This window comes from Paraburkholderia sp. SECH2 (genome assembly GCF_030464795.1).
In the GTDB taxonomy this organism is placed as follows: domain Bacteria; phylum Pseudomonadota; class Gammaproteobacteria; order Burkholderiales; family Burkholderiaceae; genus Paraburkholderia; species Paraburkholderia aspalathi.
Genome location: NZ_JALPRH010000001.1, coordinates 778,028 through 793,052, shown reverse-complemented (window position 1 = coordinate 793,052; position 15,025 = coordinate 778,028). Strand labels below are relative to the sequence as shown.

Annotated in this window: 13 protein-coding genes and 1 pseudogene; 10 read left to right on the top strand and 4 right to left on the bottom strand. The window is 62.8% G+C overall.

Annotated elements, in window-relative coordinates; translation table 11 throughout:
* Positions 1 to 30 precede the first annotated feature (30 nt).
* The 4 genes and pseudogenes from M0D66_RS03610 to M0D66_RS03595 all read right to left on the bottom strand — a co-directional run.
* Positions 31 to 174, bottom strand: a pseudogene (locus M0D66_RS03610) (LamB/YcsF family protein); the annotation flags it as partial.
* Positions 167 to 1,114, bottom strand: coding sequence for a biotin-dependent carboxyltransferase family protein (locus M0D66_RS03605; protein WP_266209031.1), 948 nt, complete (start codon positions 1,112 to 1,114; stop codon positions 167 to 169). The pseudogene M0D66_RS03610 and the gene M0D66_RS03605, both read right to left, overlap by 8 nt.
* Entirely contained in the window at positions 1,111 to 1,866 is a 756-nt protein-coding gene (gene pxpB, locus M0D66_RS03600) for a 5-oxoprolinase subunit PxpB (RefSeq protein WP_266209030.1), read from the bottom strand. Before pxpB ends, M0D66_RS03605 begins: the two co-directional genes overlap by 4 nt.
* 62 nt (positions 1,867 to 1,928) lie before the next feature.
* Positions 1,929 to 2,360 carry a VOC family protein gene (locus tag M0D66_RS03595; protein WP_266209029.1) on the bottom strand — a complete coding sequence of 144 codons (432 nt, stop codon included), beginning with the start codon at positions 2,358 to 2,360 and terminating at the stop codon, positions 1,929 to 1,931.
* Between the two features lie 415 nt (positions 2,361 to 2,775).
* Here M0D66_RS03595 and M0D66_RS03590 point away from each other — a divergent pair, with 415 nt between their 5' ends.
* From M0D66_RS03590 to M0D66_RS03545, 10 genes are all read left to right on the top strand, one after another.
* Positions 2,776 to 3,234, top strand: coding sequence for an MEKHLA domain-containing protein (locus tag M0D66_RS03590; protein ID WP_200618726.1), 459 nt, complete (start codon positions 2,776 to 2,778; stop codon positions 3,232 to 3,234).
* Between the two features lie 177 nt (positions 3,235 to 3,411).
* The gene (locus M0D66_RS03585; RefSeq protein ID WP_211707614.1) at positions 3,412 to 4,896 is read left to right on the top strand and encodes a PAS domain-containing sensor histidine kinase; all 1,485 of its coding nucleotides are present in this window, start codon (positions 3,412 to 3,414) and stop codon (positions 4,894 to 4,896) included.
* A complete protein-coding gene (locus M0D66_RS03580; RefSeq protein ID WP_266209028.1) occupies positions 4,881 to 6,260 on the top strand; it encodes a sigma-54 dependent transcriptional regulator in 1,380 nt (459 codons plus the stop codon). Before M0D66_RS03585 ends, M0D66_RS03580 begins: the two co-directional genes overlap by 16 nt.
* Positions 6,261 to 6,419: 159 nt before the next feature.
* Positions 6,420 to 7,226 carry a hypothetical protein gene (locus M0D66_RS03575; RefSeq protein WP_266209027.1) on the top strand — a complete coding sequence of 269 codons (807 nt, stop codon included), beginning with the start codon at positions 6,420 to 6,422 and terminating at the stop codon, positions 7,224 to 7,226.
* A 65-nt stretch (positions 7,227 to 7,291) separates the two neighbouring features.
* Complete coding sequence (locus M0D66_RS03570; protein ID WP_266209026.1) at positions 7,292 to 7,852, top strand: hypothetical protein; 561 nt, start codon at positions 7,292 to 7,294, stop codon at positions 7,850 to 7,852.
* A gap of 120 nt (positions 7,853 to 7,972) precedes the next feature.
* Positions 7,973 to 9,208 (top strand): MFS transporter, encoded by a 1,236-nt coding sequence (locus M0D66_RS03565; protein ID WP_093634196.1) that lies wholly within the window; start codon positions 7,973 to 7,975, stop codon positions 9,206 to 9,208.
* Positions 9,205 to 10,458 (top strand): arsenic transporter, encoded by a 1,254-nt coding sequence (locus tag M0D66_RS03560; protein ID WP_093634195.1) that lies wholly within the window; start codon positions 9,205 to 9,207, stop codon positions 10,456 to 10,458. Before M0D66_RS03565 ends, M0D66_RS03560 begins: the two co-directional genes overlap by 4 nt.
* Before the next feature lie 307 nt (positions 10,459 to 10,765).
* A complete protein-coding gene (locus M0D66_RS03555; RefSeq protein WP_266209025.1) occupies positions 10,766 to 12,409 on the top strand; it encodes a methyl-accepting chemotaxis protein in 1,644 nt (547 codons plus the stop codon).
* Positions 12,410 to 12,727: 318 nt separating this feature from the next.
* Positions 12,728 to 14,239 (top strand): diguanylate cyclase, encoded by a 1,512-nt coding sequence (locus tag M0D66_RS03550; RefSeq protein WP_266209024.1) that lies wholly within the window; start codon positions 12,728 to 12,730, stop codon positions 14,237 to 14,239.
* A 183-nt stretch (positions 14,240 to 14,422) separates the two neighbouring features.
* Positions 14,423 to 15,007: a flavin reductase family protein gene (locus M0D66_RS03545; RefSeq protein ID WP_200618651.1), complete on the top strand. Its 585-nt coding sequence runs from the start codon at positions 14,423 to 14,425 to the stop codon at positions 15,005 to 15,007.
* The last annotated feature ends 18 nt before the right edge of the window (positions 15,008 to 15,025 follow it).

Here is a 15,025-nt window from a genome sequence, read left to right as displayed (position 1 = left end):
CAACGCGTCGCGGATCTGCCGGGCGAAGATGGCCGCGATCGTCTGCGCATCGCCCGCATGAAAACCGCAGGCGATGTTGGCCGACGTTACGTGCTGAAGTATTGCGTCGTCACAGCCGAGGCGATACACGCCGAAGCTTTCGCCGAGATCGCTGTTGAAGTCGATTTCAACCATGACCGTGTTGTTCCAGTGCGGCGAAACAGTCCTCCTGCAACAGCAGAAGCCGTTGCGCGGTTTCCAGATCGACACGGGTGAAGTGCACGGATTCGCCAGGCATTTTCTGGGCGAGCCGGGGCAGATCGACCGCGCAAACGTGACCGATCTTTGGATAGCCGCCGGTGGTCTGCCGATCCGCCATCAGGATGATGGGCTGGCCGTCCGCCGGTACCTGGATAGCACCGAAGCCGACCGCTTCGGAGGCGACGTCGCGTGGTGCGCTCAAATCGAGCCGCTCGCCTTCGAGGCGATAGCCCATGCGGTCCGATTGCGGCGCGAGCCGGTAAGGTTCGCGCAGAAATGTCTGTTGCGCCTGCATCGAAAAGTATTGCCATTCGCGGCCTGGCAGTACGCGGATCGGCGCGTCCGGCGCGCTCAGAACGTTTTCGTCGAATAGTGTCCGGTCCGGATGGTGCGGTACAGGTCGAGTCGGCGCGTGAGCGGCGAGCAGATCGCCTTTCTTCAATGGGCGTCCCGCGTGACCGCCGTAGCCGCCTCGCGTGTAGGTGCTGGCGCTGCCCATCACCGGATCGAAGCGGAAGCCGCCGCGCACCGCGAGATACGCGCGCAGGCCGCTGCGGCGCTTGCCGAAAGAAAGCTCGCTGCCGGCAGGCACCATCGTCGCCCGATCGAGCGGGACCGGCGTAGCGTCGAGCTTCGCGTCGAGATCGGCGCCGCTCAGCGCGATCACTGTGTCGTGCAGGAATCTCAGCGTCGGTCCCATCAGCGTAATTTCAAGCGTTGCGTTCGTCGCCGCATTGCCGACCAACGCGTTGGCAATGCGGTGGGCACGTTCGTCCATGGCGCCGTTTGCCGGAATCCCGAGATGCTGAAAGCCAACGCGGCCGAGATCCTGAAAGGTGCTCAATGCGCCGGGCTTGATCACTTCGATGTTCATCGCGAGGCTCCCGGGTGTTCGTTGAGCGCGTCGAATTGAGCCGCGCTGATCGGCACGAAGCGGACCTGATCGCCCGCCTGCACGAGGCACGGTTCGGCGCGCGCTGGTGCGAACAGCGACAGCGGCGTACGGCCGATCAGATTCCAGCCGCCCGGCAACGTCAGCGGATAGATAACTGTTTGCCGGTTCGCGAGGCCGATCGAGCCTGGCGGGACAGCCGTGCGGGGTGTTGCGCGCCTCGGCAGCGAAAGCGTTTCGTCGAACAGGCCGATATACGGATGTCCCGGCGCAAAGCCGAGCATCATCACGTCCACGGGTGCGCGGCTGTGACGCTCGATGAGTTCGGTCGACGACAGATCGCATGCGCAGGCGGCTTCGTCGAGATCGGGGCCGTGTTCGTCGCCGTAGCACACGGGAATTTCGACAATACGGGTCGCCGCGGGCTGCACGATATCGACGCTTTGCAGCAGCGCGCCGAGCGCGTCGCGGATCGTGTCGAACGGCATCCGCCGGGTAGCATCGCGCGGCACGCGTGCCGGGTCGTAGTGGATGCCGACAGTCGTCAAGGACGGAACGATGTCCGTGACGTAATCTGGCCGTGACGACACGATCCGCGCAGCGAAGGCGCGCGCCATCCGGTTGGCCTGCGCGGTGTCGCCGCCCGCGAGTTCGACGATGAGCAGCCGTTCTCCTGATGGGTGGATTGTCCACGACGGCATTTCGTCGCGATTGGCAACCAGAGTCCGTTTCATGACGATAGAGGGCGATGATGTCGAAGAGGGAACGGCGCGCGCAGCGCGACGGAGCAGACGACTTACTTGGCGAACAGTGCAGCCATGTTCGCAAACGCCTTCAACTCGAGTGCATTGCCCGACGGGTCGAGGAAGAACATCGTCGCCTGCTCGCCGACCTCACCCTTGAAGCGGATGTGCGGCTCGATGATGAACTTCGTGTGTGCCGCTGTGAGCTTCCCGGCCATTTCGGACCATTGCTTCATCGGCAGCACGACGCCGAAGTGGCGCACTGGCACGGCATCACCGTCAACGGCGCTGGTCTTGACGTGGCCGACTTCTTCCGGCGCGAGGTGAGCGACAATTTGATGACCGTAGAAGTTGAAGTCCACCCAGTCTTCGGCGCTACGTCCTTCAGGGCAGCCGAGCAGTTCGCCGTAGAACTCCCGGGCCGACGCGATGCTGTGAACCGGAAAGGCGAGATGGAAAGGGGGAATGTTGGTGGTGGCGTCCATGGGATGACTGAATCTCAGTGGGGTTATCGATCTGCGTGTGCTTGCAGCCTGCGTGGTGTGCCGTTGCTGTGACATGCAATCGTTACTTCACGCTATGGAGCCAAGTCTAGATACGACAGAAATGCTCGACTACCGATATATTTTTGACCTGAGCATCAAAAAAACAGATCAATCGATGGTGGCGGTGATCAGTGAGTGGCGCGGCGGATTGTGAGTTCGCGATGGATCGCTGTTGTCGGTCGCGGGGAACGGACAGGTCTGTTGAGTCATTGGGAGCGAGACTTCACGTCTCGCGATAAGTAGTCTCGACCAGCAACACAGTGCGCCGGTAAGCTGGAAACCTTCACGGCCAATGTTGTATCGTGAGCGCCACCGCCGTCGCACAGGCCCCACGATCTCCGTCGAAATGCCCCAGATGATTCCACTCCACAGCGATCCAGCTTTCTATCAGCTCCTTGCCGACAGCTATGCCCGGCTACTTGGTCGGCCCCTGGTGCACCAGGCCATGCCCGTGGCCGAAGCTACCGAATGGCTCTATGAGCATGCCCCGTTCGCGGTACTCGCGCATAACACCGATCCCGACCCGCTCTTTGTATACGGCAACAAGGCCGCGCAGCGCCGCTTCGGATATAGCTGGGCTGAAATCACTCGACTGCCGTCCCGACTCTCGGCCGAGGCTCCGAACCGCGAGGAGCGGCAGCAATTTCTCGCACGCGTACAGCGGCTCGGCTACGAGGCGGGCTACAAGGGTGTGCGTATCACCAAGTCGGGCCAGCGCTTCATGATCGAGGAAGCCACGCTGTGGCAGCTTCTCGACATGGACGGCAAACTGCACGGCCAGGCGGTTGTCATCCCGCGCACGCGCGACCTCTGATCGGGCATATCAATCTGGAACGAGCTGCAGTTGCTGGTTGAAAACAGTCGATACGATGAAGCGGCCGACCGTCGCATCGCCGGGGCCGTCTGGCGCCGCGAGTACCGTCGCTCGTCCCTATGTGCAGGCAGGAATTTTGCGTCTGAAGTTCCGCTCCAGTTCCCTTGCAGGCTCATCATGCCGAGACCTTCGTTTTCCACCCAGCTTTACGCGCTGTGGATCCTTATCGCCGTACTGTGCTGCCTGCTGACCGTAACCGTGTGGGTGATGCTGTCGTCGGCGCTCGGGGAGCGTGTCGCGGATGCGAAGCAGCAGGCCGCCACGGCCTGCGCGGCGGTCGCGTCGCGCTACGACATGTCGGTGCAGCGGCCGGGCGAAACGAATGTCGATCTTATGCACGCCGTGCTCGATCTCGTCCTGGTCCGCACGGAGGGTATCGAAGGCGGCTTCTGGACTTCCGCACCCGTGCCCAGCGCACCGAGCGGTTTTCTCGCCTACGCGTTTCCCACCTACGAAGGTAGCGGTGTCAAACGCGATATACCCGAGGCTGAGACACCGCTCATTCTTCGCACGCTGCGAAACGTGGTCAGCACCGGCCAGATGCGCGCCGACGTCGTCGCTGGAGGCGCCGATGCGATAGTCGCCGTCGCCTGTCCGGTTCCGCGTCATGCCGGCCTGCTCGCCTGGACGCTCACGCGCGCGCGGCCGCCGCTTGGGCCGTATGGGCAGCGGGCCGCGACGTTCCTCGCCGGCGTGCTAGCGATCATCGTGGCGCTGGCGCTGCTGCTCGCGATGGCGCTCAGACGCTGGAAGCGCAACCTCACGCGGCTCGAACAGGCGCTTGCGCCAGACGGTCGACTCGAGCAGGGCAGGCGGATCGATCGACTTGGCGAGCGCGATCTGGACCATATCGTCGATGCGCTGAATCGTTATGTCGAACGCGCAGAGCACCTGCAACGCGAGGCGAACGAGTTGACCGCGAAACTCGGGCAGGCGGAACGTTTCGGCGCGCTTGGGAAGATGGCCGCACAGATCGCCCATGAAATCCGCAATCCGGTGGGCGCCATGCGGCTCAAAGCGGAAAATGCGCTGGCGGGCGACGCCGCCCGGCGCGAATCCGCGCTGAAGATCATCATCGAGCAGGTGGGGCGCATCGAGTCGCAGTTGTCGAGCCTGCTCGCGCTTACCCAGCCCGTCACCGTCCGCGCGCAGGAAGTCGACCTGCGGGCGTGGCTTGCCGGACTGGTCCGTACGCACGAATCTCGGGCGGAAAGCCGGCACGTAACCTTGCAGGCCGAAGCTGCGTCCTGCGCGACGCAGCCGGTCTTCGATTCGGCGCAACTGGCGCGCGCACTCGATAACCTGATCGTCAACGCGCTGCGTCACGCACCGTCCGGCGGACACGTCACGGTCAAGGCGCGCGCCATGTCGGAGGATGGAGGCGAGCGGCTCCGTCTCGAAGTGATCGACGATGGCCCCGGCGTGAGTGCGGGCGAGCGCGAACGTATCTTCGAGCCGTTCGTCACAGGCCGGCCCGACGGGTCGGGTCTGGGCCTCGCTGTCGTGCGCGAGATCGCATCGGCGCATGGCGGCCGCGCGTGGCTTGAGGACAATCCGGAATTGACCTGTTTTGTAATCGATATGCCATGGCGACCATCCTGATCATCGACGACGACGACGCCTTCCGTGACGGCCTTGCGGAAACCATCCAGGACCTTGGATACACGCCGCTCGAGGCACGTTCGGGCGAAGAAGCGATCGAACGTCTGCGCGAGGAGGCGTCGCCCGACTGCATCTTTCTCGACTTCCGGCTGCCGGGCGCGGACGGCCTTTCCGTGCTCGAAACGCTGCGCGGGACGGCTGGTCTGCAGGACGTGCCGGTCGTGATGCTGACCGCGTACGCGACCAGCGACAACACGATCGGCGCGATGCGGCTCGGCGCCTTCGAGCATCTGACCAAACCGGTTGGCCGAGACGAGATCGCCACGCTCCTCGCGCGCATTCTCGCAACCCGCACGAATACGCCCGCGCCACAGGCGATCCACAGTTTCGCGGACGAAACACCCTCGCGCGAACCGCAGTTGCTCGGCATCAGCGAAGCCATGCGCGACGTACAGAAGCGCCTCGGCCGCGCGGCCGGCACCAACTCGACGGTGTTGATTACCGGTGAGACGGGCACCGGCAAGGAAGTGGCGGCGAGCGTGCTGCATCGTGCGTCGGCGCGTGTGGGCGGACCGTTCGTCGCCGTGAACTGTGCGGCGATCCCGGAAGACCTGCTCGAGAGCGAACTCTTCGGCCACGCCAGGGGCGCATTCACCGGTGCACATGCAGAGCGGCGCGGTCGCTTCGAAGAAGCGCATGGCGGCACACTCTTTCTCGACGAGATCGGCGACATGCCGCTCGCGATGCAGGCGAAGCTGCTGCGCGTGCTGCAAGAGCGGCAGATCACGCCGCTCGGAACCAACAGGCCGCTTGCTGTCGATGTACGCGTGGTGGCCGCGACGCATCGCGACCTGCCGGCGATGATCGCAGCGGGCACGTTCCGGCAGGATCTATCGTATCGGCTCAGCGTGATTCCGCTGCACATACCGCCTCTGCGCGAGCGCGTAGCCGACATTCTGCCGCTGGCGGAGCATTTCCTCGCGGCCGTCGCTGGTCCCTCCGAAGCGGCGCGCAAGCACCTCTCCGCGGACGCCCAGCGCCTGCTCGTCGGCTTCAGTTGGCCCGGCAACGTGCGGGAACTCGCCAACGCCATCGAACGCGCGAGCGCGCTTGCGCCTGCCGCGCTGCTGACCCGCGAAGATTTCACCTTCCTGTTCGATCCGGCCGCGAACGACGCCTATGCGATTCCCGCGGGCCTCATCGACCTTCCGCTGAACGACGCCCTCGCACAACTCGAACGCGCCCTCATCGTCCGGGCGCTTGCGCTCGCCGATGGCAATCGCGCTGAAGCGGCGCGCAGGCTCGGCATCAGCCGCCAGTCGCTCTATACGCGTCTGGCGAATCTCGGCCTGTCCGACTCCTGACCGTTCGAAGGTGTCCAAGGTGTCCATTAACCGGACAGCAGCTGTCAGGTTAATGGACACCGCGGCCCTGCTTCGTTGCGTTGCTGCCTGGCCGCATGGGATTTCTGGCCGATGGCATAGGCCTTGCAGAAAGCTCCTCGTCTTACGAAGGAGTGGACCATGCAAGCGATTCCGAATTACCCGCTTAGCAGCATCGCTACGCGCGTCTTGAGCGCGATGAGCCTCGCGGCGCTCATGGCGGCGAGCACCGTATGTGCCGCCCAGACTCAACCTGAGCCGCAAACCGCGCCTCCGCCGCCACCGGTCGCGACCGGCGCGACACCACCCGTGCCTCCGCCTGGCGTCGCTGCCATGGCGCCGCCCCCGCCGCCGGTCGGCGGCCCGGCGCCGCTCATCGATGCCGGAGATCTCGCGACCGCGCAGGGCACCGTCGCGCGTTTTCTCACCAATCCGGATGGCGACGTCGACGGCTTGTTGACGAGCGACGGCGTGCTCGTGCATGTCCCGCCGCACATGGGTCCGCAGCTTACGTCGATGGTTCGTCCGGGTGACAACGTGCAGGTGAGCGGGAGGCGCGATGCCGGCGGCGCGCTCGCGGCGCAGCGCATCACCGACACGCGCAGCGGCCAGCAACTGGAAGATCAGCCGCCACTGCCGGGCACCCAGCGGCTGCCGCGTGAGCTACGCGGCGTCGCGCTGTCGCGTCTCAGCGTGCAGGGCCAGGTGGCGCACGTCACGACCGCGCCACGCGGCGAGCCGGACGGCGTGATCCTGGCCGACGGCACCGTGATCCGGCTGACGCCGCCGATCGCCCAGCAGTTTCCGACGCTCGTGCAAACCGGCGCGAAGGTCTCGGCGCAAGGCTACGGCACGCGCACCCAGTACGGCACGGCACTGCAGGCGACGGCGTTCGGATCGCCCGGCAATCTGACCCGGCTCTACGATCGCGCGCCACCGGCCCCTTGAGCGCGCCCGACAACCGCACCTGACATTCACCCGTTCAACCATCATCGAAAAAAAGGACCACGACCATGCATTGGATCGATCCCGACAGTCTTCCCGAAACGCGCGGCACGGTAACGCGTTTTCTTTTGAATCCGCACGGCGAACTGGATGGCTTCGTGCTCGGCGCGCGTCAGTTGCAGCAAGTCCATTTCCCGCCCCATCTGTCGCGGCAGGTCGCGCGGCTCGTGGCGGTGGGCGACGCGGTGCGCGTACGTGGCGTCAAGCCGCGCGGCGCAGACATGATCGCAGCCGTCTCGCTCACGTTGAAGACAGGCAAGGTCATTCTCGACGAAGGCCCGCATCGCGACGGCGAGAAACATCATCATCCTGACGCTGAGCGCAGCCCCATGGAGGCGAGCGGCGAAGTGCTGCTGTCACTGTTCGGTCCGAAGGGCGAGTTGCGCGGAGCGCTGCTGGACGATGGCACGTCGTTGCGCATGCCACCGCATGCCGCCGCCGAGCTGGCGTCGTACCTGGCGCCTGGGGCTCATGTCCATGCCTGGGGACATGGCATCAGGAACCGGCACGGGCGAACCGTTGAAGTGGACGAGATCGCCGAACTCATCGACGCAGAAACCGCCGCCTGAAGCAGGTCCGGCCCTACAGGGAGAAAGCGACATGTTGAGCTGGGTGCACTTCGGGGATCTGCACGCTTCGTCCGATGACGGCTATCGAAGCATCGATCACCTGCAAACGGTTTTCGACCGATGAATCCCCAATACGCGCTCGAAGGGCTCAACTTTTTCATGGCCGATGTCCAGGCGGGCATCGGGCCGTTTCTCGGCGTCTTTCTGCAGGCACAGGGCTGGCACCCCGACGCGATCGGCACGGTGATGACGCTCGGTGGCATAGCGGGCATGCTCGCGACTTCGCCGTCCGGCGCGCTCGTCGATGCAACTCGTCACAAGCGCGGCTTGATTGTCGCGGCAGGTGTGATGACGACGCTCGCCTCGCTCGTGCTATGGGTCGCACATACGTACTGGATGGTCGCGGCGTCGCAGATCCTCACGGCGGTGACAGGCGCCGCGCTCGGGCCGGCCGTGGCGGGCGTGACGCTCGGCATTGTCCACGAGCGCGGCTTCGACCGGCAGTTTAGCCGCAACCAGGTGGCCAATCACGCTGGCAACGTGGTTGGCGCGGCGCTGTCGGGCTGGCTTGGCTCGCGCTATGGTTTCGGCGCGGTGTTCGCGCTCGCAGGTGTCTTCGGCGCGCTGTCGGTTGTCTCGACGTTGCTGATCCGAGCTGATTCAATCGATCACGACCGCGCACGGGGCCTGGCCGCCGCCCCTTCCACGCATGAGCACGAACAGGCGAGCGGCATTCGTGTGCTGCTGACGTGCCGCCCGCTGTTGCTGTTGTCCGCCGCGCTCGCGATGTTTCACCTCGGTAATGCCGCGATGCTGCCGCTCTACGGCCTCGCAGTTGTCGCCGCGCATAAGGGCGACCCGAGCGCGTTCACCGCGCAGACGATCGTTGTCGCGCAACTGGTGATGGTCTTCGCAGCGTGCTTCGCGAACCGGTTGATCCAGCGCGTTGGATACTGGGGTGTGATCCTCATCACCTTTCTTGCGCTGCCGCTGCGCGGGCTAGTCGCGGCGCTGTTCATCTCGGCCTGGGGGGTATGGCCCGTGCAGGCGCTCGATGGCATCGGCGCGGGGCTGCAAAGCGTGGCCGTTCCAGCGCTCATCGTGCGGCTCCTGCAGGGCACCGGGCGTGTCAACGTCGGACAGGGCGTGGTGATGACCGTGCAGGGTGTAGGCGCAGCGCTGAGTCCTGCACTCGGCGGTGTCCTCGCGCAACACTTCGGCTATGCGGCGGCCTTTCTCGTGCTGGGCGCCGTGTCGGTGAGCTCGCTTGCGCTGTGGCTGCTGTTCGGCACCTTCCTGAAAAAGGCCTGTGGCATTCACAACGATCTCGCCAACCAGAATCCGCTCGTTACATGAATCCGACTTTCCTCTCCTGGGGTATCGCGTTTGCCGCTACCGCTGGCGTTATCTTGCGTCCCTTCCGATGGCCGGAAGCGATCTGGGCAGTGACAGGCGCGGTGCTGCTCGTCGCGCTCGGGCTGCTTCCTGTCAGCCTCGCGCTGCAGGCGGTCGCAGAAGGCACCGACGTCTATCTGTTCCTCATCGGCATGATGTTGCTGTCGGAGCTAGGTCGCCGTGAAGGACTGTTCGACTGGATCGCAGTGCTTGCCGTGAACCACGCGAAGGGCTCGCCGCGCAGGCTCTTTCTGCTGGTGTACCTGGTCGGCGTCGTGGTGACGACGTTTCTGTCGAACGATGCCGCTGCCGTCGTGCTGACACCCGCCGTGTTTGCCGCCGCGAAGAAGGCGAATACGAAGCCGTTGCCTTTGTTGTTCGTGTGCGCGTTCATCGCCAATGCGGCGAGTTTCGTCCTGCCAATCTCGAATCCCGCCAATCTCGTGCTTTACGCGAATCACACGCCGGCACTGGACTTGTGGTTGGCGCGCTTCGCCGTGCCGTCGGTGCTGTCGATCGTCGTGACGTTCTTCATGCTGCGCTGGACGCAACGTCAGGATCTGCAAGGGGAGTGCGCCTCCGGTCTGCCGGTGGACACGCTCAGCGCGAACGGCAAGGTGGCGCTGGCGGGCATCGGCGTGACGGCGATCGCGTTGCTTGTCGTCTCCGCCCTCGATCTGCAGCTCGGCCTGCCGACCGCCGTGCTCGGCATCCTCACGACACTGGTGGTGCTCGTCAAGGAACGCAAGTCGCCGGCGGAACTAATTAGCGGCATCTCATGGAGCGTGCTGCCGCTCGTGGCGGGACTCTTCGTGCTGGTGGAGATGCTCGCGCACACGGGCGTTATCGCTCAACTGTCGCGGCTGCTCGCGCAGGCGACGCAGCAGAGTCAACTGGCTGCGGCCGCGACATCGGGGCTCATCGTCGCGCTGGGCAGCAACGCGATCAACAACCTTCCGGCAGGGCTGATCGCCAGCGCGACCGCATTGCAGGCGCATAGCCCCGAGCGGGTCATCGACGCCATGCTGGTCGGCGTGGATCTCGGCCCGAACCTGTCGATCACCGGCTCGCTCGCGACCATTCTGTGGCTGCTTTCGATCCGCCGCGAAGGCGAAGAGGTGAGCTTCATGCAGTTTTGCAGGATCGGCATGGTCGTGATGCTGCCTGCGCTCGTGCTGGCGATGGCCGCACGGCTTTTGACCGGACATTGAGAGAACCTGAAGGAGGAGCGTGATGAACAGTGCGCGGATCTATCCATTGCCCGACACGGCCAGCATGTTCAGTGCCAACAATCCTCTGACAAATGGCATTGATCTAGCCATATATAAATTCAATTGGGCGCAAACCTTTGCGTCCGGTCGCGCAGTGTTTGTGCCCCTCTAGCAATGCGACAGCACGCCGTAAAGTCAGATGCATGCAGCTGAAGCTCGTGCATTCGGAGCCCGCACGTCTTCTGGTCTACTCGACGCCTCGAATTTCTTTTTTTGTGCACCACCGATTGGCAACTGGAGTTGAAATATGAATCTCAGCAATCTGTCAGTTAAGGCAAGACTCACGGGGACCTTTGGCGTGCTTGCCGCCACTGTCCTTATCGTGTCAGGCATTTCGCTGAAGTCACTGAACGATGCCAACGACCGATTCGCAAATTTCGTGTCGGGCGTCAATGCCCGCGCCACTATGGCTGAGCAGGTTCGAACCGCAGTTGACCGACGTGCGATTGCCGCACGCAACATGGCGCTCGTGACCACGCCAGGCGATTTCGAGATGGAAAAGGCTGCTGAAGCGCAGGCCCAGATGGATGTCCAGTCGAACATCGCGAAACTGACCCAGATGGTTTCGTCCGCGACCGACGCGACGGAAAAGACCCGCAGCCTTGTGGGCGAAATCAACCGGATTGAGGCCGTGTATGCACCTGTCGCCCAAGCAATCGTTGCTCTCGCCGTTGGAGGCAAGCGCGACGAGGCGGTGAAGAAAATTGACGACGATTGTCGTCCGCTGCTCGCCGCCCTGGTCAAGGCAACGGACGACTACGCGCAATACACGCGCGGCCGTGAAGAGGAACTCGTTCGACAGTCCGAGGAACATTATGCAACGCAGCGGAATCTGCTGATGGCGATCTGTCTCGCCGCTGTTGCGTTGGCGGTCGTGGCGGGCATGGTTATCACGCGAGGATTGCTGCGTGCACTCGGCGCTGAGCCTGTGGCCCTCGGTGAGGTCACACGGCGCGTAGCCGCTGGCGATCTGAGTCCCGTCGCAGGCGCGAAGAATGCGCCGGGAGGGAGCGTGCTCGCGTCAATGGGTGAAATGCAGGCAAGTCTCGTCAGCCTGATTGGTCAGGTGCGTACCGCCGCAGACAGTATCGCGACCGGCTCCAGCCAGATTGCTTCGGGCAACGTCGATCTTTCGTCCCGCACCGAACAGCAGGCCGCATCGCTGCAGGAAACCGCGTCAAGCATGGAAGAGCTGACTTCGACAGTGAAGCAGAACGCCGAAAACGCTCAGCAGGCAAGCTCGCTCTCCGCCAACGCGTCCGAAGTGGCGCTAAAGGGCAACGAGGTAGTGAGTCAGGTCGTCGGTACGATGGGCGAGATCAGCACGAGTTCGACCAAGATCGCGGAGATCACGGGAATTATTGAAGGAATCGCGTTCCAGACCAATATCCTGGCGCTGAACGCTGCGGTGGAAGCGGCGCGGGCAGGGGAGCAGGGCCGCGGGTTCGCAGTGGTTGCAAGCGAGGTGCGCAGCCTTGCGCAGCGTTCGTCGAGCGCGGCGAAGGAAATCAAGGATCTGATCAACGCGTCCGTCCAGAAAATCCATGATGGATCATTGCTTGCGAATCAGGCGGGAAAGACGATGTCGGAGGTCACGCAGGCCGTCGCGCGGGTGACCGACATCATGGGCGAAATCGCCGCCGCGTCGACGGAACAAAGCAGGGGCATCGAACAGGTCAACCAGTCGATCACGCAGATGGACGAGGTCACGCAGCAGAACGCTGCGCTGGTGGAGGAAGCGGCGGCCGCATCCAAGTCGCTCGAAGACCAGGGGCGGCAACTTAATCAGGCTATTTCGTTCTTTCGTCTGGATGCCAGTTCCGGTTCGCTGGTACTAGATGGACGGGCATCCGCCGCCAATCATCAAATGCCACGTTTTCTTTCGGCGTAAGGGCAAAGTTTCTGGCCATGCTCCACGAGCTGGAGTCCGAGACGTGCCTTAGCCGGAGGACCGCGCGAGGCGCCAAACTACCCCGTCGTTCGGAAGAAGGACCGTGCTTCAGGTGCAGCAGGAAAATTGCCCACCGAATGGACCCGAGGGTCCATTTTTTTTGGACGCTGCCGTTAACCGGGTCATCGGCTATCCGCGAAACCTTGGCAATCCTTCGCCGCTGAATCCGTTTACCCCAACCCGACTCTACCGCTGCGACTGCGGGATAACGTTGTTAGGACCGGGTGCAACCATTAAAGCGTTACCGTGTCTCTTTCCATGACCACCGGAAAACTGGCTGTTCTCGCCGGCCGCCATCCTTTGATCGTCGGCATGCTCGGTAGTTTGATGTCATTGGGCGTGTTGGCGATCAGTCTGATCACGCTTCTGGCCTCCCGTGAGGCCGCCGTCGAACATGCCCATGAAACGTCCAGAAACGTCACTGCCGTGTTGGTCAGCAATATCGCGAGGACGATTGAAACGTCAAATAACTCGCTTCTCGCCTTGATTTCGGCGCTGGACAAGCCTGTGGTCCAAAGCATGGATCCTGACTTGCGTCACGAATTGCTGTTTGACCAGACCGCGGCCAAGTACGTCACTGGGATGGGAGTCACGGACGATCAAGGTCGTCTTGTCGACGGCTGCTGTTCCAGCTCCCATACATGGGATTTCAGCGATCGGGACTATTTCATAGTTCATCGCCAGTCGGCGAATGTCGGACTCTATGTGTCATCAGTCTACCGGGCGCGGTCGCGGCCAGGCGCGCAGTCAATCGCGATCTCGAGAAGGATGAACCGGCCCGACGGGTCATTCGGTGGGGTAGCGATTGTCGCTATTGACGTCGAGTATTTCAGGCAACTCCTTACAAAACTGGACGTGGGGCCAAAGGGTATCACTGCGATCGTACGGACGGACGGCACGCTGGTGGCCAGAAATCCCCCAAGCAGCCGGGCTGGGCAGGTCAATGTGGGTACATCTCCAGTGTTTCCGCGGATGGTGAACCATGATTCCGGGTTCTATGCTGCTCGATCGATCTCGGACGGCGTACTTCGTCTGTATACATTCCAGCGCATTCCCGGCACGCCACTCATCGCCGTCGTCGCGCCGGCGGAAAGCGACGTACTGGCCTCCTGGAAGCAGTTGTCATGGATAGTCGGGATTTCCGCATCGTCCGTTAGCTTCGCGTTCTGTGCAGCGGTCTGGTTGCTTGCGTTCGCACTGCGGGACCAGGTACAGACTCAGGTGCTGCTTACAGAGCTGACGCAAACCGACGCGTTGACAGGGCTCAAGAACCGCCGTGCCCTCGACGAAGTGCTCGAAAACGAGTGGGGCAGACTTCAGCGCCATGATGGTTACCTGTCACTGCTGTTCGTCGATGCGGATAACTTCAAGAAATACAATGACAGCCACGGCCATGCTCAGGGCGATATAGCATTACAACATCTCGCGGAGTGCATCAATCGTCACGCGCGTCGTCGTGGCGATGTCGCGGCACGATATGGTGGAGAAGAATTTGTTGTGGTGTTACCCGACACGGATGAAGCGGGTGCGGTTCAGATTGCTGAAGCAATACGTCGTGAAGTCGAGCATGGGCGACAGGCTGTGGCTTCTGCGAAAATTTCGCCCTTCACAGTGAGTATTGGATGCGCGACCGGTCGACGCTCACGTTCCTTGTCGCTGGATGAATTGACTAATTCAGCTGATATGGCGCTGTACGCGGCCAAAAGAAGTGGAAGGAACGCTGTCGTCTCCGCAGGTGATGTTGTCGCATCGATTCAGCAGGAGACTTGATTGCATTCCTTGGCTGGGGCCGTCTTATTCTGATGTCACAGCGGCTAGTCGAGGAAGAAACTGCATCAGCAGTTTCTCACCGACCTGGCGCAGTTTTCACTTTCCGTTTCATGCGACACGCTGCACCCGTTTTACGTGTCCCCGCTACAATCTGCCTGATCCATTTGACGCGGAAGAGCACGTATGAAAGTCACCCGGGAACCCGTCGCATTGTCGCGGGCCACGCAGTTACTGAATCATGGACCTGTCACGATCATCACCAGCGCGCACGGCGGCCGCTCGAATGTGATGGCGGCATCGTGGGCGATGCCGCTCGATTTCACCCCTCCGAAGGTTGTCGTCGTGGTGGACAGCCGCACGCTCACGCGACAACTGATCGAAGCGAGCGGCGTGTTCGGGCTGCAACTGCCGAGCCGCGGATTTGCCGCGCAGACGCTGGCAGTGGGAACGAACCCAGGCGCGGAACTCGACAAGTTCGCAGCCTTCAACCTTGAGACTTTCCCGGCACAAGAAATCGATGTGCCGATGCTGGCGGGCTGCATCACGTGGATGGAATGCAAGGTGATTCCGGACGATAGCCAACGGCACGATCTGATCATTGGCGAAGTGGTCGCCGCCTATGCGGACAGCCGCGTGTATTCGAACAACCGCTGGCACTTTGGCGATGATCCGGATCTGCGCACATGCCATTACGTGGCGGGCGGGACGTTCTTCGCCACGGGCGATGCGTTTGAAGTCGCGCCGGTGGCGAGCGGCGCGGGGGATTAATCGGCTAGCGGCTACGTT